14 protein-coding genes and 1 tRNA gene are annotated in these 18,229 nt (G+C 69.9%); 10 read left to right on the plus strand and 5 right to left on the minus strand.

What is annotated here, in order from left to right; all coding sequences use genetic code 11:
* The first annotated feature begins 31 nt into the window (after positions 1 to 31).
* The 7 genes from ACF08F_RS03960 (at position 32) to ACF08F_RS03990 (ending at position 9,322) form a co-directional block, all read left to right on the plus strand.
* On the plus strand, positions 32 to 2,314 hold the full coding sequence (locus ACF08F_RS03960) for an FdhF/YdeP family oxidoreductase (protein WP_392296908.1): 2,283 nt from the start codon (positions 32 to 34) through the stop codon (positions 2,312 to 2,314).
* 53 nt (positions 2,315 to 2,367) lie between these two features.
* The gene (locus tag ACF08F_RS03965; RefSeq protein ID WP_392296909.1) at positions 2,368 to 2,853 is read left to right on the plus strand and encodes a PaaI family thioesterase; all 486 of its coding nucleotides are present in this window, start codon (positions 2,368 to 2,370) and stop codon (positions 2,851 to 2,853) included.
* A gap of 585 nt (positions 2,854 to 3,438) precedes the next feature.
* Positions 3,439 to 4,659, plus strand: coding sequence for a branched-chain amino acid ABC transporter substrate-binding protein (locus ACF08F_RS03970; RefSeq protein WP_392297318.1), 1,221 nt, complete (start codon positions 3,439 to 3,441; stop codon positions 4,657 to 4,659).
* Positions 4,660 to 4,779: 120 nt separating this feature from the next.
* Complete coding sequence (locus ACF08F_RS03975; protein WP_386476223.1) at positions 4,780 to 5,709, plus strand: branched-chain amino acid ABC transporter permease; 930 nt, start codon at positions 4,780 to 4,782, stop codon at positions 5,707 to 5,709.
* Positions 5,710 to 5,714: 5 nt separating this feature from the next.
* Positions 5,715 to 7,547, plus strand: coding sequence for a branched-chain amino acid ABC transporter permease (locus ACF08F_RS03980; RefSeq protein WP_392296910.1), 1,833 nt, complete (start codon positions 5,715 to 5,717; stop codon positions 7,545 to 7,547).
* A 3-nt stretch (positions 7,548 to 7,550) separates the two neighbouring features.
* Positions 7,551 to 8,609, plus strand: a complete 1,059-nt coding sequence (locus tag ACF08F_RS03985; RefSeq protein ID WP_392296911.1) for an ATP-binding cassette domain-containing protein — start codon at positions 7,551 to 7,553, stop codon at positions 8,607 to 8,609.
* Complete coding sequence (locus tag ACF08F_RS03990; RefSeq protein ID WP_358467708.1) at positions 8,606 to 9,322, plus strand: ABC transporter ATP-binding protein; 717 nt, start codon at positions 8,606 to 8,608, stop codon at positions 9,320 to 9,322. Before ACF08F_RS03985 ends, ACF08F_RS03990 begins: the two co-directional genes overlap by 4 nt.
* Before the next feature lie 102 nt (positions 9,323 to 9,424).
* Here the strand turns inward: ACF08F_RS03990 and ACF08F_RS03995 are convergent, their stop codons facing one another.
* A complete protein-coding gene (locus ACF08F_RS03995) occupies positions 9,425 to 10,078 on the minus strand; it encodes an ANTAR domain-containing response regulator (protein ID WP_055646376.1) in 654 nt (217 codons plus the stop codon).
* A 111-nt stretch (positions 10,079 to 10,189) separates the two neighbouring features.
* Between ACF08F_RS03995 and ACF08F_RS04000 the strand changes: the two genes are divergently transcribed.
* Positions 10,190 to 10,264: transfer RNA gene (locus tag ACF08F_RS04000), tRNA-Leu, on the plus strand.
* A gap of 109 nt (positions 10,265 to 10,373) precedes the next feature.
* On the plus strand, positions 10,374 to 11,150 hold the full coding sequence (locus tag ACF08F_RS04005) for a helix-turn-helix domain-containing protein (RefSeq protein WP_392296912.1): 777 nt from the start codon (positions 10,374 to 10,376) through the stop codon (positions 11,148 to 11,150).
* A gap of 3 nt (positions 11,151 to 11,153) precedes the next feature.
* On the opposite strand, the gene pyk is transcribed toward ACF08F_RS04005, so the two are convergent.
* Both pyk and ACF08F_RS04015 read right to left on the minus strand, forming a co-directional pair.
* The gene (gene pyk / locus ACF08F_RS04010) at positions 11,154 to 12,581 is read right to left on the minus strand and encodes a pyruvate kinase (protein ID WP_392296913.1); all 1,428 of its coding nucleotides are present in this window, start codon (positions 12,579 to 12,581) and stop codon (positions 11,154 to 11,156) included.
* Positions 12,582 to 12,727: 146 nt separating this feature from the next.
* On the minus strand, positions 12,728 to 13,414 hold the full coding sequence (locus ACF08F_RS04015) for an SIMPL domain-containing protein (protein ID WP_392296914.1): 687 nt from the start codon (positions 13,412 to 13,414) through the stop codon (positions 12,728 to 12,730).
* Between the two features lie 161 nt (positions 13,415 to 13,575).
* On the opposite strand from ACF08F_RS04015, the gene ACF08F_RS04020 reads away from it, so the two are divergent.
* Complete coding sequence (locus ACF08F_RS04020; protein WP_392296915.1) at positions 13,576 to 15,372, plus strand: bifunctional metallophosphatase/5'-nucleotidase; 1,797 nt, start codon at positions 13,576 to 13,578, stop codon at positions 15,370 to 15,372.
* A gap of 29 nt (positions 15,373 to 15,401) precedes the next feature.
* On the opposite strand, the gene ACF08F_RS04025 is transcribed toward ACF08F_RS04020, so the two are convergent.
* Both ACF08F_RS04025 and ACF08F_RS04030 read right to left on the minus strand, forming a co-directional pair.
* The gene (locus ACF08F_RS04025) at positions 15,402 to 16,814 is read right to left on the minus strand and encodes a lysine N(6)-hydroxylase/L-ornithine N(5)-oxygenase family protein (RefSeq protein WP_392296916.1); all 1,413 of its coding nucleotides are present in this window, start codon (positions 16,812 to 16,814) and stop codon (positions 15,402 to 15,404) included.
* Positions 16,811 to 18,187 carry a pyridoxal phosphate-dependent decarboxylase family protein gene (locus tag ACF08F_RS04030; RefSeq protein ID WP_392296917.1) on the minus strand — a complete coding sequence of 459 codons (1,377 nt, stop codon included), beginning with the start codon at positions 18,185 to 18,187 and terminating at the stop codon, positions 16,811 to 16,813. Before ACF08F_RS04030 ends, ACF08F_RS04025 begins: the two co-directional genes overlap by 4 nt.
* Positions 18,188 to 18,229 lie beyond the last annotated feature (42 nt).

Here is an 18,229-nt window from a genome sequence, read left to right on the forward strand (position 1 = left end):
ACCACAGGATTACCGCTCAAGGGAGAGCGCGATGGTCAGCAAGCCGCCGGCCGGTGACCCGGTCCAGGACGCACCGCAGGTCACGCCGCCGCAGCACGCCGCAGCCGGCCTGCCCGCCATCGGGCACACCCTGCGGATCGCGCGGGAGCAGATGGGTCTGGGCCGCACCGCGCGGACCCTGCTCAAGGTCAACCAGAAGGACGGCTTCGACTGTCCCGGCTGCGCGTGGCCGGAGGAGGACAAGCGGCACGTCGCGGAGTTCTGCGAGAACGGCGCGAAGGCGGTCGCCGAGGAGGCGACGCTGCGCCGGGTGACACCGGAGTTCTTCGCCGCGCACCCGGTGGCGGACCTGGCGACCCGCAGCGGGTACTGGCTGGGCCAGCAGGGCCGGATCACCCAGCCCATGCTCCTGCCGGAGGGCGGCGAGCGGTACGAGCCGGTGACCTGGGAGCGGGCCTTCGGGATCATCGCCGAGGAGCTGCGGGCGCTGGGCTCCCCCGACGAGGCGCTGTTCTACACCTCGGGTCGGACCAGCAACGAGGCCGCGTTCCTGCTCCAGCTCTTCGCCCGCGAGTTCGGCACGAACAACCTCCCGGACTGCTCCAACATGTGCCACGAGTCCTCGGGCTCGGCGCTGACGGAGACGATCGGCATCGGCAAGGGCAGCGTCTCCCTGGAGGACCTGCACCGGGCGGACCTGATCATCGTGGCCGGGCAGAACCCGGGGACGAACCATCCGCGGATGCTCTCGGCCCTGGAGAAGGCGAAGGCCGCGGGCGCCCGGATCGTCTCGGTGAACCCGCTGCCGGAGGCGGGCCTGGAGAGGTTCAAGAACCCGCAGACCCCGCAGGGCATGCTCAGGGGCGCCGCGCTCACCGACCTGTTCCTCCAGATCCGGATCGGCGGCGACCAGGCCCTCTTCCGGCTGCTCAACAAGCTGGTCCTGGAGACGCCCGGGGCGGTCGACGAGGACTTCGTACGGGAACACACCCACGGGTACGAGGAGTTCACCGCGGCGGCGCGGGAGGCCGACTGGGACGAGACGCTCGCCGCGACCGGTCTGACGCGCGCCGAGATCGAGCGGGCGCTGGAGCTGGTGCTCGCCTCGGAGCGGACGATCGTCTGCTGGGCGATGGGGCTCACCCAGCACAAGCACTCGGTGCCGACCATCCGCGAGGTGGTCAACTTCCTTCTGCTGCGCGGGAACATCGGGCGGCCTGGCGCGGGCGTGTGCCCGGTGCGCGGCCATTCGAACGTGCAGGGCGACCGGACGATGGGGATCTTCGAGCGTCCCGCGCCGGCCTTCCTGGACGCCCTGGACAAGGAGTTCGGGATCGTCTCGCCGCGTCATCACGGCTTCGACGTGGTCCGCTCGATCGAGGCGCTGCGCGACGGCGAGGCGAAGGTGTTCTTCGCGATGGGCGGCAACTTCGTGGGGGCGACCCCGGACACGGAGGTGACGGAGGCGGCGATGCGCAACGCCCGGCTGACCGTCCACGTGTCGACGAAGCTGAACCGCTCGCACGCGGTCACGGGCACGCGCGCGCTGATCCTGCCCACGCTCGGGCGCACCGACAAGGACGTGCAGAAGAGCGGCCGCCAGATCGTGACGGTCGAGGACTCGATGAGCCTGGTGCACGCCTCGCGCGGCAACCTGCCGCCGGCGAGCCCGCACCTGCTGTCCGAGCCGGCGATCGTGGCGCGGATGGCGCGGGCCGTCCTCGGGGACGGCTCGGCCACCCCCTGGGAGGAGTTCGAGGCGGACTACGCCACGATCCGGGACCGCATCGCGCGCGTGGTGCCCGGTTTCGAGGACTTCAACGCCCGCCTCGCGGCGAACGCGGGCGGCTTCGCGCTGCCGCACGGCCCGCGCGACGAGCGCCGCTTCCCCACGAAGACCGGCAAGGCCAACTTCACGGCCGCCCCCGTCGAGTACCCGAGGGTGCCGGAGGGCCGGCTGCTGCTCCAGACGCTCCGCTCGCACGACCAGTACAACACCACGATCTACGGCCTCGACGACCGCTACCGGGGCATCAAGGGCGGCCGCCGGGTCGTCCTGGTCCATCCCGAGGACGCGGCGGCCTTCGGGCTCGCCGACGGGGCGTACACGGACCTGGTGAGCGAGTGGACGGACGGGACCGAGCGGCGGGCACCCGGCTTCCGGGTCGTGCACTACCCGACGTCCCGGGGCTGCGCCGCGGCCTACTACCCGGAGACGAACGTCCTCGTACCGCTGGAGTCCACGGCGGACGTGAGCAACACACCCGCCAGCAAGTCCGTGATCGTCCGTCTGGAACAATCACAGTCCGCCTAAGCGTTTGCTCAGGCGATCGAGCGATGCCGTACGAAGACGAACGGAGCCGGGCCATGGGTGAACAGCAGCACGTGAAGTTCCCGCAGGAGGTCATCGACGAGTACGCGGCACTCGGCGTCGACCTGCCCGCGCTCTTCTCCGCCGGGCACCTCGGCAACCGGATGGGCGTGCAGATCGTGGAGGCCTCGGCCGAGCGGGTCGTCGGCACGATGCCGGTGGAGGGCAACACGCAGCCGTACGGGCTCCTCCACGGCGGCGCCTCGGCGGTGCTCGCCGAGACGCTGGGCTCGATCGGTTCGATGCTGCACGGCGGGGTCTCGAAGATCGCGGTCGGCGTCGACCTCAACTGCACCCATCACCGAGGGGTGCGCAGCGGCGTCGTGACCGGTGTGGCGACCCCCGTGCACCGGGGGCGGTCCACCGCCACGTACGAGATCGTCATCACCGACGAGCAGGACAAGCGGGTCTGCTCGGCGCGGCTGACCTGCCTCCTGCGCGAGGTCACCGCGAAGGACGCGGGGATCGTCACGGGCGGCTGACGGACGACCGACAGGCGAGGACGGACGATCGACGGACGGTCGCCGGACGCCGAAGGGGCGGCACCCTCACGGGTGCCGCCCCTTCGGCGTCCCCTTCTTCGATTTCACCCATTGTCACTCTCCGTGATCTTCAATCGGGAGGTGAACGGGGGAAATCCGGGCGGAACGGAAGGGCTGATTCGTCCGCTGAGGTTTCTGCCACTGTCCGATATCCGGAGAGTTCGCTGAGCGGACCGTCAGTACCAAGAATCGCTCAAGCCCCTTAGCGGAACTGCGTGTTCTCACTATGTGAACACCGCATTACCGACCCCTATGCCCCGGTTTTCCCCACCACCGCGCACACTCTTTCCCCGTCGGCATAACAAGACAGTCACATCCTGTCCTCGGTCCTCCCCGACCCTCCCCACCTGCGCTTAGAGTCACCGCCAGTCACCGCGCCGCCGGGCGCGTCCTACGGCACGGCCCCAGTACCAACCCAGTACGGCCCGGCGTTCGACAACGGCACCCCTCGCTCCGCAGCTTCACGGCACCGCCTCATCCGAGGGGGCCGCGCCAGGGAAAGGACCCTTCGTGCGTAACCGTTCGATGCTCATACTCACCACCGCGGTCACCGCGGGAGCCCTCACCCTCACCGCCTGTGGTTCGCGCGACGACAAGGGCGGTGCGAAGGGCGGCAACGACGGCGGCAATGTCACCGTGACCATCGGTCTCGACGCGCCCCTCACGGGTGAGCTGTCCGCCCTGGGCCTCGGTATCAAGAACTCGGCCGACCTCGCGGTCAAGACGGCCAACGAGAAGGCCTACGTCAAGGGCGTGACCTTCAAGCTGGAGTCCCTGGACGACCAGGCCCAGCCCTCCGCCGGCCAGCAGAACGCGACCAAGTTCGTCGCCGACAAGACCGTCCTCGGCGTCGTCGGCCCGCTGAACTCCTCCGTCGCCGAGTCGATGCAGAAGGTCTTCGACGACGCGAAGCTGGTGCAGGTCTCCCCGGCCAACACCAACCCGGCGCTGAGCCAGGGCATCAACTGGAGCACCGGCGAGAAGAAGCGCACCTACACGTCGTACTTCCGCACCGCGACCACGGACGCCATCCAGGGCCCGTTCGCCGCGCAGTACGTCTTCAACGAGGCCAAGAAGACCAAGGCCTTCATCATCGACGACAAGAAGACCTACGGCGCCGGCCTCGCGGGCACCTTCAAGGGCGAGTTCGAGAAGCTGGGCGGCAAGGTCCTCGGCACCGAGCACATCAACCCCGACACCAAGGACTTCTCCGCGGTCGCGACCAAGGTGAAGAGCTCCGGCGCCGACGTCGTCTACTACGGTGGCGAGTACCCGGCCGCCGGCCCGCTGGCCAAGCAGATCAAGGAGGCCGGCGCGAAGGTCGTCGTCGTCGGCGGCGACGCGATCTACAGCCCCGAGTACGTGAAGCTCGGTGGCGCGGCCGCGACCAACGGCGACATCGCCACCTCGGTCGGCGCGCCGATCGAGTCCCTCGACTCCGCCAAGGAGTTCCTGGCCAACTACAAGGCCAAGGGCTACAAGGAGGCCTACGAGGCCTACGGCGGTTACGCCTACGACTCCACCTGGGCGATCATCGAGGCCGTCAAGAAGGCCACCGAGGGCAACGGCGGCAAGGCCCCCGAGCGCGCCAAGGTCGTCGAGGCCATGCAGGGTGTCTCCTTCGAGGGCGTGACCGGCAAGGTCTCCTTCGACGAGTTCGGCGACACCACCAACAAGCAGCTGACGGTCTACAAGGTCGAGGGCGGCGCGTTCAAGCCGGTCAAGTCCGACACCTTCGGCGGCTGATCAACAGCCCCGCTCCGCAGCACCACTCAGCACCACTCAGCACCACTTTCACCGCGCGGGGGGCCGCACCAGGCTCCCCGCGCGGTGTCACATCCGTCGAAAGTCTCGGAGGACAATGCGGTGAACGAACTGCCGCAGCAGCTGGTCAACGGCCTGCTACTGGGATCCATGTACGGGCTCGTCGCCGTCGGCTACACGATGGTCTACGGCATCGTCCAGCTCATCAACTTCGCCCATGGCGAGATCTTCATGACCGGCGGCTTCGGGGCGCTCACGGTCTGGCTCATCCTTCCCGGCGGCACGAGCATGTGGGTCGCGCTGCCCGTCATGATCATCGGTGCCGTGATCGTCGCGACCACCATAGCCGTCGGAGCGGAACGGTTCGCCTACCGTCCGCTACGGGGTGGCCCCCGCCTCGCCCCGCTCATCACGGCCATCGGCCTCTCGCTCGCCCTGCAGTACGCGGTGTGGGTGTGGTACCCGGAGGCGAAGTCCGCCCGGACCTTCCCGCAGATCCCCGGCGGCCCGATCGAGCTCGGCCCCGTCACCATCCAGACCGGTGACGTCTTCCTGCTCATCGCCGCTCCGATCTGCATGGCCGTCCTCGCCTTCTTCGTCATGCGGACCCGTGTCGGCCGCGGCATGCAGGCCACGGCGCAGGACCCGGACACCGCAAAGCTCATGGGCGTCAACACGGACCGGATCATCGTGATCGCCTTCGCCCTCGGTGCCGCGATGGCCGCCGTCGGCGCGGTCGCCTACGGCCTCAAGTACGGCGTCGTCGACTACAAGATGGGCTTCCTCCTCGGACTCAAGGCCTTCACGGCCGCCGTCCTCGGCGGAATCGGCAACATCTACGGAGCCATGATCGGCGGAGTCGTCCTCGGTATCGCCGAGACCATGGCGACGGCGTACGTCAGCCACATCCCCGGTATGGAGCAGCTCGGCGGCCAGTCCTGGGCCGACGTCTGGGCCTTCGTACTCCTCATCGTCGTACTCCTCGCCCGGCCACAAGGCCTCCTGGGCGAGCGCGTCGCGGACAGGGCGTGAGCACCATGACCACCATCTCCGAGAACACCCAGGCGGCCTCGGTCGCCAAGCGGGACGAGGCGACCGGTCTGATCGGCTTCCTGCCGGCCAAGGCCGCCCGCGCCCTCGTCCTGGGCGGCTCCGTCCTCACCGTCGCCAGCTGCTTCCTCGCCTGGACCTGGACCGACACGTTCCCCGGCGACCTCACGTACTACGGCTCCCCGGCCGGCCTCCAGCTCCAGGTCCTCGTCCTGGGTCTGCTCACCGCCCTCTTCGCCCTCTCCTCCTACGGCGTCAAGGGCACCCGCTGGCTGACCCCGGCCGGCGCCGACGCGGCCGTCAAGGTCGCCGCGCTCGCCACCTTCGGCACCACCTGGTACACCGTCGCCGCGATCAGCATCTCGCTGGGCGGTCCGGTCAACCTGGAGCCGGGCGGCGCGATCGTCGCACTCACCACCCTGCTCACCCTGCTCGGCGCGCTCGCCCTCCCCTTCGAGCGTCCCTCGGTGCACCCCGTGGACCCCGAGGACACCGGCTGGGACCAGTTCAAGCACCGCGCCGGCAACGGCTGGACGGCCTTCAAGGGCGCCTTCGCCGCCACCGGCACCGCCCGCAAGCTCCCCCCGATGCACTCCTCGGTCGAGATCCTGATCATCACGGGCATCCTCGCCGTGGCGCTCGGCGTCTTCACCTACGGCGTCGGCACCGAGTACGACGAGCTGTTCGTCGGCTTCCTGATCACGGCCGGCCTCGGCTTCGCCGCGATCAACAAGTCCGGCCTCATGCAGCAGGCCACGCAGCTCACCAAGAAGCACCAGAACCTCACCATCGCGGGTGCGTTCATCGCGGCGGCGCTGTTCCCCTTCACCCAGACCGACGACCAGTACGCGACGCTCGGCGTCTACATCCTGATCTTCGCCACGGTCGCCCTGGGCCTGAACATCGTCGTCGGCCTCGCCGGTCTCCTCGACCTCGGCTACGTCGCCTTCCTCGGCGTCGGCGCCTACGCGGCCGCCCTCGTCTCGGGCGCCCCGACCTCCCCGTTCGGCGTGCACCTCCCCTTCTGGGCCGCCGTCCTCGTCGGCGCCGGAGCCTCCCTGGTGTTCGGTGTCCTCATCGGCGCCCCCACCCTGCGACTCCGCGGCGACTACCTCGCCATCGTGACGCTCGGCTTCGGTGAGATCTTCCGCATCGCGGTGATGAACACCGACGGCACCTCCGGTCCGGACATCACCAACGGCTCCAACGGCATCGCCTCCATCCCGAACCTGAACATCTTCGGGTTCGACTTCGGCGCCGAACACGCCATCGCCGGCTTCACCATCGGCCGCTTCGCGAACTACTTCTTCCTGATGCTGCTGATCATGGCGGTCGTCGTGCTGGTCTTCCGGCGCAGCGGCGACTCCCGTATCGGCCGCGCCTGGGTCGCCATCCGCGAGGACGAGACCGCCGCGCTCGCCATGGGCATCAACGGCTTCCGGGTCAAGCTCATCGCCTTCGCACTCGGCGCCTCGCTCGCCGGCCTCGCCGGCACCGTGCAGGCCCACGTGACCTACACGGTGACCCCGGAGCAGTACCTCTTCGCCGGACCGATCCCGCCCAACTCCGCCTTCCTGCTCGCGGCCGTCGTCCTCGGCGGCATGGGCACGATGAGCGGTCCGCTGGTCGGCGCCTCGCTGCTCTTCCTCATCCCGAACAAGCTCCAGTTCATGGGCGAGTACCAGCTCTTCGCCTTCGGCGTCGCGCTGATCCTCCTCATGCGGTTCCGCCCGGAGGGCATGATCGCCAACCGGCGCAACCAGCTGGAGTTCCACGAGCACGACGAGACGCCCGCCACGCCCGTCAAGGCAGGTGCCTGAACCATGACGACCACCACGAAGACCGCCGACGCCACCACCGCGCCGACCGCCGGCGAGACCGTACTCGACGCGCGCGGGGTCACCATGCGGTTCGGCGGCCTCACCGCCGTGCGCGACGTGAACCTGACCGTCAACAGCGGCGAGATCGTCGGCCTCATCGGCCCCAACGGCGCCGGCAAGACCACCTTCTTCAACTGCCTCACCGGTCTCTACGTCCCCACCGAGGGCGAAGTCCGGTACAAGGGCACGGTCCTGCCGCCCACGTCGTACAAGGTCACCGACGCCGGCATCGCCCGCACCTTCCAGAACATCCGTCTCTTCCACAACATGACGGTCCTGGAGAACGTCCTCGTCGGACGTCACACCCGGATGAAGCAGGGCCTCTGGTCCGCGCTGCTCCGTCTGCCCGGCTTCAAGAAGGCCGAGGCGGAGGCGACCGAGCGGGCCATGGAGCTCCTGGAGTTCATCGGTCTCCAGGACAAGGCCCAGCACCTCGCCAAGAACCTCCCGTACGGTGAGCAGCGCAAGCTGGAGATCGCCCGCGCCCTCGCGAGCGACCCCGGTCTGATCCTGCTCGACGAGCCCACCGCCGGCATGAACCCGCAGGAGACGCGGGCGGCCGAGGAACTCATCTTCGCCATCCGGGACATGGGCATCGCCGTGCTCGTCATCGAGCACGACATGCGGTTCATCTTCAACCTCTGCGACCGGGTCGCCGTGCTCGTCCAGGGCCAGAAGCTGATCGAGGGCGACAGCACCACCGTCCAGAGCGACGAGCGCGTCATCGCCGCGTACCTCGGCGAGCCCGTCGCCGAGACCGCGCCGGAGACCACGCCGGAGGCCGAGGCCCCCGCCGAGGAGACCCCCGCGAAGGACGCGCCCGCCGAGGACGCGCCCGCCGAGGAGGCCCCGTCCGACGACGAGCCGTCCGAGGAGGCCCCGTCGGAGGACGAGACGTCCGAGGACGAGCCCGCCGAGGACGCCCCGGAGGCCGCCGACGCCCCGGAGACCTCGGAGGACACCCCGCACGACCCTGCTTCGGGCAAGGAGAAGGACGCATGACCGCACTGCTCGAAGTCGAGGACCTGCGCGTCGCCTACGGGAAGATCGAGGCCGTCAAGGGCATCTCCTTCTCCGTCAACGCCGGTGAGGTCGTCACCCTCATCGGCACCAACGGCGCTGGCAAGACCACCACCCTGCGCACCCTCTCCGGGCTCCTCAAGCCCGTCGGCGGCCAGATCAAGTTCGAGGGCAAGTCCCTCCGCAAGATCCCCGCACACAAGATCGTCTCGCTGGGACTGGCCCACTCCCCCGAGGGTCGGCACATCTTCCCCCGCATGACGATCGAGGAGAACCTCCTCCTCGGCGCCTTCCTCCGCAAGGACGCCGCAGGCATCGCCAAGGACGTCCAGCGCGCCTACGACCTCTTCCCGATCCTGGGCGAGCGTCGCAAGCAGGCCGCCGGCACGCTCTCCGGCGGTGAGCAGCAGATGCTCGCCATGGGCCGGGCGCTCATGTCCCAGCCGAAGCTGCTCATGCTCGACGAGCCCTCCATGGGTCTCTCGCCGATCATGATGCAGAAGATCATGGCGACGATCGCGGAGCTGAAGGCCCAGGGCACCACGATCCTGCTCGTCGAGCAGAACGCCCAGGCCGCGCTCGCCCTGGCGGACCAGGGCCACGTCATGGAGATCGGCAAGGTCGTGCTCTCCGGCACCGGCCAGAACCTGCTCCACGACGAGTCCGTCCGCAAGGCGTACCTCGGCGAGGACTGACAGAACCGGTCCGCACCACAGACGGAAGGCCCGCCCCACAGTGACGTGGGGCGGGCCTTCCTTTCTTACGCGTACGAGTGACGAGTACGGCTCCGGGGCTGCCTACTGCCCCTTGGCCGCCTTCTTCTCCTCGGCGTCCTCGATGACCGCCTCGGCGACCTGCTGCATCGACATGCGCCGGTCCATGGACGTCTTCTGGATCCAGCGGAACGCGGCCGGCTCCGTCAGCCCGTACTGGGTCTGCAGGATCGACTTGGCGCGGTCCACCAGCTTGCGGGTCTCCAGACGGAGCGAGAGGTCGGCGACCTCCTTCTCCAGGGCGCGCAGCTCGGCGAAGCGGGAGACGGCCATCTCGATGGCCGGCACCACGTCGCTCTTGCTGAACGGCTTGACCAGGTACGCCATGGCGCCGGCGTCCCGGGCGCGCTCGACGAGGTCGCGCTGCGAGAAGGCGGTCAGCATGAGGACCGGGGCGATGGACTCGCCGGCGATCTTCTCGGCGGCGGAGATGCCGTCCAGGACGGGCATCTTCACGTCGAGGATGACGAGGTCGGGGCGGTGCTCGCGGGCGAGCTCGACGGCGGTGGCGCCGTCTCCGGCCTCACCGACGACCGTGTAGCCCTCTTCCTCCAGCATCTCTTTGAGGTCGAGGCGGATGAGCGCCTCGTCCTCGGCGATGACGACGCGGGTCGTCAGCGGCGGGACGTGCGACGGCTCGGCGTCGTCGGCGGGCTGGGGCGACTCGGGGGCGGTCACGGGGGCTCCTCGCTCAGGGCCTCTTCCAAGGCGGATACAGCTCACCAAGAGCCTACCTAGCTGCGGTATGGTGGACGCGCGGAGGGTCGGGGGAAACCTTTGATTCTGCGGGCCCCGGTAGCCCAATTGGCAGCAGGCAGTGGATTCAAAACCCACACAGTGTCGGTTCGAGTCCGACCCGGGGCACTTTTCCTTCGATCCGAAGGTCGACGACGGGTCAGTGATCGTCACCCACACGCGTGAAGCTTGATCGTCTACACCGTGCCGTCGACGCGAAGCAGCCACGATCGGCCGCATGTACGACATCGACACGCGCAAGCAGGCGCTGGCTCTCGTCGCCCAAGGCAGAAGCCTCAGTTCAGTCAGCAAGGAGACAGGGGTCTCCCGCGCCTCCATCCGCAGTTGGCACGAGCGTCTCGAACCTCGCACGCGGGGGTTCGCGCCGTGCGTACGGTGCCGTTTCCTGCCGGGCCCACCTGACCCAGCGGATGCGTACGCCCACCTCCTCGGCCTCTACCTTGGCGACGGATACATCAGTCAGCCGCGACAACACCGTGTGGCAAGCCTCCGAATCACCCTCGACGACTCCTGGCCCGGCGTGCAGCAAAAGGCCCACGCCGTTTTACGTGCGGTGTTTCCGGAGAACTCGATCTGCTGGGCCCGGAAGCCCGGGTGCCACGACCTCAAGGTGTACTCCAAGCACCTCACATGCCTCTTCCCACAGCACGGGCCCGGCAAGAAGCACGAACGGCACATCGCCCTCCAACCGTGGCAACAGGAAATCGTCAAGGCGCACCCTTGGGACTTCATTCGGGGACTCATCCACTCCGACGGGAGCCGGATCACGAACTGGACGACCCGGCTCATCGGCGGCGAGCGGAAGCGGTACGAGTACCCCCGCTACTTCTTCACCAACTCGTCCGCCGACATCATCGGACTCTTCACCGATGCCCTCGACCGCGTGGGCGTCGACTGGAAGCCCACGAACCAGTCGCGCACCGCGCAGAACATCTCCGTCGCCCGCAAAGCCTCCGTCGCGCTCATGGACCTCCACGTGGGCCCCAAGCACTGACCTCTACGTCAGGGGCTCCCCGATGTGGTGGACCCGGACCAGGTTCGTCGAACCGGCGACGCCCGGCGGGGAACCCGCCGTGATGACCACGATGTCGCCCGGCCGGCAGCGGCCGATCCGCAGGAGTTCCTCCTCGACCTGGGCCACCATCGCGTCCGTCGAGTCGACGTGCGGGCCGAGGAAGGTCTCGACGCCCCAGGTGAGGTTGAGCTGGGAGCGGGTGGCCGGGTCCGGGGTGAAGGCGAGCAGGGGGATCGGGGAGCGGTAGCGGGAGAGTCGCTTGACCGTGTCGCCGGACTGGGTGAAGGCGACGAGGAACTTGGCGCCGAGGAAGTCGCCCATCTCGGCGGCTGCGCGGGCGACGGCGCCGCCCTGGGTGCGGGGCTTGTTCCGGTCGGTGAGGGGCGGGAGGCCCTTGGCGAGGACGTCCTCCTCCGCGGCCTCGACGATCCGGCTCATGGTGCGGACCGTCTCGATCGGGTGGCGGCCGACGCTGGTCTCGCCGGAGAGCATGACGGCGTCGGTGCCGTCGATGACCGCGTTCGCCACGTCGCTCGCCTCGGCGCGCGTGGGGCGGGAGTTGTCGATCATCGAGTCGAGCATCTGGGTGGCGACGATGACCGGCTTGGCGTTGCGCTTGGCCAGCTTGACCGCGCGCTTCTGGACGATCGGCACCTGCTCCAGGGGCATTTCGACGCCCAGGTCGCCGCGGGCGACCATGATGCCGTCGAAGGCGGCGACGATCTCCTCGATGTTCTCGACGGCCTGCGGCTTCTCGATCTTGGCGATGACGGGCAGTCGGCGGCCCTCCTCGCCCATGATCCGGTGGACGTCCACGATGTCCTGGGCGCTGCGGACGAAGGAGAGGGCGATGACGTCGGCGCCGGTGCGCAGGGCCCAGCGGAGGTCCTCGATGTCCTTCTCGGAGAGGGCGGGCACGGAGACGGCGACGCCGGGGAGGTTGAGGCCCTTGTGGTCGGAGACCATGCCGCCCTCGATGACCAGGGTGTTCACCCGGGGTCCGTCGACGGAGGTGACCTCCAGGGTGACGCGGCCGTCGTCGACGAGGATGCGTTCGCCGGCGGTGACGTCGGCGGCGAGGCCGGGGTAGGTCGTCCCGCAGCAGTGGCGGTCGCCCTCCGTGGGCTCGACGGTGATGGCGAACTCGTCGCCGCGTTCAAGGAGTACGGGACCTTCGCGGAAGCGGCCGAGACGAATCTTCGGGCCTTGAAGGTCGGCGAGGACGCCGACGCTGCGGCCGGTCTCGTCGGAGGCTTTGCGTACGCGCTGGTAGCGCTCCTCGTGCTCGGCGTAGGTGCCGTGGCTGAGGTTGAGGCGGGCCACGTCCATTCCGGCCTCGATCAACGCCTTGATCTGGTCGTATGTTTCGGTGGCGGGCCCAAGGGTACAAACGATTTTCGCTCGGCGCATGAGTCGAGCCTAGGCCTTACCCATCAGTAGGAAATTGGTCCGGCATGACTACTCAACAACCTTTCCGTGAAAGGTTGTTGACAAGTCTTGAATCTGTGCACCGGGGTGCTCCGATGAGCGTTTTTCGCGCCCTGGCGCCCCTTGTCTCAGAGTGCGGGCGGCGCCATCGTGAAGCGTGCGACGACCTCCGCCGTGACCGTCCGGCGCTGCGGTTCGAGGTCCAGTGGGGGCGCCTCGCCGGCCCGTTCCGCGGCGAAGCCCGCGGGCGCCGCGGCGAAGGCCGGGGACATCGGCGAGACCCCGGCGCCGGCCAGTCCGGCGTCCGAGAGTTCGAGGAGTGAAGCGAGCGAGGTGCCGAGCGCCTCCGCGTACGCCCGCGCCCGCTGGACGGCCTCCGTCACCGCGAGCCGGCGCGCCTCCGCGTACGCCGGGGAGTCCGGCCGCAGCTCCCACCACGGGCCGTCGACGGCCGTCATCTCCACGTCGGCGAGGCGGGTCACCAGATCCCCGAGGGCGGTGAAGTCGGTCAGCTCGGCCGTCAGCCGCACCCGGCCCACGTAGGCGTGGACCCGCTCGCCGCGCCCGCGCCTGCCGAGCTCCGGCGAGATGGAGAACCGGCCCGTCTCCAGCTTCTCGACCGTCTCCCCCTGTGCCTTGACGAGGTCGAGCACCTGGCTGTTCCGCCGGGTCAGCTCGGCGAGCGTCGCCGCGCGGTCCGTACCGCGCGCGGAGACCGTCACCCAGATCCGGGCGAACTCGGGGTCGACCTCCAGCCGGCCCTCGCCACGCACCGTCACCTGCGGGGCCTGCGAGGTCGCGTGTTCCTGCGTCACGTCCTGACTCCTCCATGTTCGGCAACGATCGTCCACCGAACACTTTCCCACTCCGTAACCCGAAAGGGCTGTTGCCGACGTGCCGCCTGAGCCAGAATCTACGCGCGTTGTGCGTGCCGATCGTGCGCCGTGGGCAACGCCGTCGAACCAAGGAGAAACACATGCCGTTGAACCGCCGGACGTTCCTGGAGAGCTCCGTGGCCGTCGGGGCCGGAGCCGCCCTCACCGCGGGTGCCGCCGCCCCCGCCGAGGCCCACGGACACCGCCCCAAGCCGGCGAAGCGGTACTCGTTCACCGTGATGGGCACGACCGACCTGCACGGCAACGTCTTCAACTGGGACTACTTCACGGACAAGGAGTTCGACGACAAGGCGCACAACGACATAGGCCTCGCCAAGATCTCCACCCTCGTCGACCAGGTCCGCGCGGCCAAGGGCCGCCGCAACACCCTGCTCATCGACGCCGGCGACACCATCCAGGGCACCCAGCTGTCCTACTACTACGCCAAGGTCGACCCCATCACCCAGGCCGGCGGACCGGTCCACCCGATGGCCCAGGCGATGAACGCCATCGGCTACGACGCCGCCGCGCTCGGCAACCACGAGTTCAACTACGGCATCCCGGTGCTGCGCAAGTTCGAGGAGCAGTGCGACTTCCCGCTGCTCGGCGCCAACGCGCTCGACGCGAAGACCCTGCGCCCGGCCTTCCCCCCGTACAGCATGCACCGGCTGTGCACCCCGCACGGCAGGGACGTCAAGGTCGCCGTGCTCGGCCTGACCAACCCGGGCATCGCCATCTGGGACAAGGCGAACGTCTCCGGGAAGATGGTCTTCCCCGGTCTGGAGGAGCAGGCCGCGAAGTGGGTGCCGAAGCTGCGCTCGATGGGTGCGGACGTGGTCGTCGTCTCGGCGCACTCCGGTTCCAGCGGCACGTCCTCGTACGGTGACCAGCTCCCCCACATCGAGAACGCGGCCGGGCTCGTCGCCGAGCAGGTGCCGGGCATCGACGCGATCCTCGTCGGCCACGCGCACACCGAGATCCCCGAGTACCGGGTGAAGAACAAGGAGACCGGCAAGGACGTCGTCCTGTCCGAGCCGCTCAAGTGGGGTCAGCGCCTCACGACCTTCGATTTCGACCTGGTGTGGGAGAAGGGCCGCTGGGTCGTCGAGAGGGTCGCCGCGCAGGTCCTCAACTCCAACACGGTGGCGGAGGACCCGGAGATCACCGGGCTGCTCGCGGACGAGCACCGGAAGGTCGTCGACTACGTCAACCAGGTCATCGGCACCTCCACGGCGGTCATGAGCACGGCGGACGCGCCGTGGAAGGACGAGCCGATCATCGACCTGATCAACGTCGTGCAGGCGGAGACGGTCAAGGCGGCCCTCGCGGGTGGCGCGCACGCCGCGCTGCCGGTGCTCTCGCAGGCCTCCTGCTTCTCGCGCACGGCCCGCATCCCGGCCGGCGCCATCTCCATCAAGGACGCCGCCGGGCTCTACCCCTTCGAGAACACCCTGGAGGCCCGGCTGATGACGGGCGCCCAGCTGAAGGAGTACCTGGAGTACTCGGCGAAGTACTACGTGCGGACGGCCGCGGGCGCGCCCGTGGACACGGCGAAGCTGACGAACGCGGACGGCACGCCCGACTACAACTACGACGCCGTGTCGGGTCTGACGTACGAGATCGACATCGCGCAGCCCGCCGGGCAGCGGATCGTCGGTCTCTCCTTCGAGGGCAAGCCGCTCGACCCGGCCGCGAAGTTCGTCCTCGCGGTCAACAACTACCGGGCGAGCGGCGGCGGCGCGTTCCCCCACGTGGCGAACGCCCAGCAGCTGTGGGCGAACTCGGACGAGATCCGCAACACCATCATCCAGTGGGTGAAGGCGAAGGGGACGGTCGACCCGGGTCTGTTCGCGTCGGTGGGCTGGAAGCTGACCCGGGAGGGTGTGCCGGTCTTCTGACCGTCACTTTCCGGTCGTCACTCTGATCGTCATTGCTGGACGAGAGGCGTCAGCTTCTGGCCCTGGGCCGGAATGCTCGGCGCCTCTCGGGCTTCCAGGCCGAAGCTGGTGAAGGCGGTCCGGCGCGGGAGCGGGTACGGCTCCTTGCCGGTGACGGCGTTGAGGATGGTCGCGCTGCGCCAGGCGGCGAGACCGAGGTCGGGGGCGCCGACGCCGTGGGTGTGCTTCTCGGCGTTCTGTACGTAGACGGAGCCGGTGACGGAGGGGTCGAGGACCAGCCGGTAGCGCTCGTCGACGCGGGCGCGTCCGGAGGCGTCGTGGCGCAGGTACGGGTCGAGGCCGGCGAGCATCCGGTCCACGGGGCGCTCGCGGTAGCCGGTCGCGAGGACGACGGCGTCGGTGGTGAGCCGGGAGCGGCTGCCCTGCTGGAGGTGCTCCAGGTGCAGTTCGACCTGTGTGGTGGCGACGCGGCCGGCGGTGCGGACCCGGACGCCGGGGGTGAGGACGGCGTCGGGCCAGCCGCCGTGCAGGGTGCGGCGGTAGAGCTCGTCGTGGATGGCCGCGATGGTGTCGGCGTCGATGCCCTTGTGCAGCTGCCACTGGCGGGGCACGAGCTCGCCGCGCACGGGCTCGGACAGGGAGTGGAAGTAGCGGGTGTAGTCGGGGGTGAAGTGCTCCAGGCCGAGTTTGGAGTACTCCATGGGCGCGAAGGCCTCGGTGCGGGCAAGCCAGTGGATCCGCTCGGCGCCGGCGGGGCGGGTGCGGAGCAGGTCGAGGAAGACCTCGGCGCCGGACTGGCCGGAGCCGATGACGGTGACGTGGCCGGCGGCGAGGAGCGTCTCGCGGTGGGCGAGGTAGTCGGCGGAGTGGACGACCGGGACGCCGGGGGCGTCGACGAGCGGCCGCAGGGGCTCGGGGACGTAGGGCTCGGTGCCGACGCCGAGGACCACGTTCCGGGCGTAGGCGCGGCCGAGGGCCTCGGCCTCGCCCTCCGGGTCGATCTGGGTGAAGTCGACCTCGAAGAGGCGGCGCTCGGGGTTCCAGCGGACGGAGTCGACCTGGTGGCCGAAGTGGAGGCCGGGGAGCCGCTCGCTGACCCAGCGGCAGTAGGCGTCGTACTCGGCGCGCTGGATGTGGAACTTCTCCGCGAAGTAGAAGGGGAAGAGGCGCTCGCGGCTCTTCAGGTAGTTGAGGAAGGTCCAGGGGCTGGCGGGGTCCGCGAGGGTCACCAGGTCGGCGAGGAAGGGGACCTGGAGGGTGGCGCCCTCGATGAGGAGGCCGGGGTGCCAGTGGAAGGCGGGCCGCTGTTCGTAGAAGGAGGTGGCGAGGCCGCCGGGGACGCCGTGTGCGAGGGCGGCGAGCGAGAGGTTGAAGGGGCCGATGCCGACGCCGACCAGGTCGTGGGGGCGGTCGGGGTCGTCCTTGGGGGTGCTGCCGGTCATCGGTGCGCGCTGCCTTCCACGAGGGTGATGAGCTGTGCCAGGTCGCCGGGGGTGGCGTGGGGGTTGAGCAGGGTGGCCTTGAGCCAGAGGCGGCCGTCCGCCTCGGCGCGGCCGAGGACCGCGCGGCCCTCGGCGAGGAGGGTGCGGCGGATCGCGGCGACGGCCTCGTCGTCGGCCTCCGCGGGGCGGAAGAGGACGGTGGTGAGGGTGGGCCGGGCGCGCAGGTCGAGGCCGGGGGTCTTCTCCACGAGGTCGGCGAGGTCCTGGGCGAGGGACATGCAGGTGTCGACGAGGGCGCCGAGTCCGGAGCGGCCGAGGGCGCGGAGGGTGACGGCCGTCTTGAGGACGTCGGGGCGGCGGGTGGTGCGCAGGGAGCGGCCGAGGAGGTCGGGGAGGCCGGCTTCGGTGTCGTCGTCGGCGTTGAGGTAGTCGGCGGTGTGGCCGAGGACGGCGAGGTCGGCGGCCTCGCGGACGGCGAGGAGTCCGGCTGCGGCCGGCTGCCAGCCGAGTTTGTGCAGGTCGACGGTGACGGTACGGGCCCGGTCGAGGCCGTCGAGGAGGTGGCGGTGGGTGCGGCTGAGGAGGACGGGGCCTCCGTAGGCGGCGTCGACGTGGAGTTCGGCGCCGTGGGCCGCGCAGGCCTCGGCGAGCTCCGGGAGCGGGTCGATGAGGCCTTCGTCGGTGGTGCCGGCGGTGGCGGCGACGAGGACGGGGCCCTCGGTGCGCGCCAGGGCTTCGGCGAGGGCGGCCGGTTCGAGGACGCCGCGCGGGGTGGGGACGGTGACGGGGGCGGGGAGGCCGAGGAGCCAGGCGGCGCGGTGGAAGGAGTGGTGGGCGTTGGCGCCGACGACGGTTCGGACGGGGCCGTGCCGTTCTCTTGCGAGGAGCAGGGCGAGCTGGTTGGACTCGGTGCCGCCGGTGGTGACGAGGGCGTCGGGGTGTCGCGCGGCCGGGAAGGCCTCGGCGGCGAGGGCGGCTGTGACGCGGGTTTCGAGGTCGGAGGCGGCGGGGGCCTGGTCCCAGGAGTCCATGGACGGGTTGAGCGCGGAGGCGGCCAGGTCGGCGGCGGCGGCGAGCGCGAGGGGTGGGGTGTGGAGGTGGGCGGCGCAGAGCGGGTGCGCGGGGTCGGCGGCGCCGGCCGCGAGGGCCCGGACGAGGGAGCGGAGTGCCTCGTGGGGGCCGGTGCCGGTCTCGGGGAGTACGGCCCCGAGGGCCCCCATCCGTGCCGCGACGGTCTCCGGGCCCCCGGCCGGCAGGGGCCCGCCCCGCTCGTCGGCGCCGGTGCGCAGGGCGTCGAGGACGGTGTGCAGGAGCGGGCGGAGGGCATCGGCGCCGGGGGTGCCTCCGGCGAGGGGTGGGGGTTCGGCACGCATGGACGACAGGGTGCCGGGGCCTGCGGGGTGTTGTCCGGGGAG

This window comes from Streptomyces sp. NPDC015130 (assembly GCF_043080005.1).
Classification (GTDB): Bacteria; Actinomycetota; Actinomycetes; order Streptomycetales; family Streptomycetaceae; genus Streptomyces.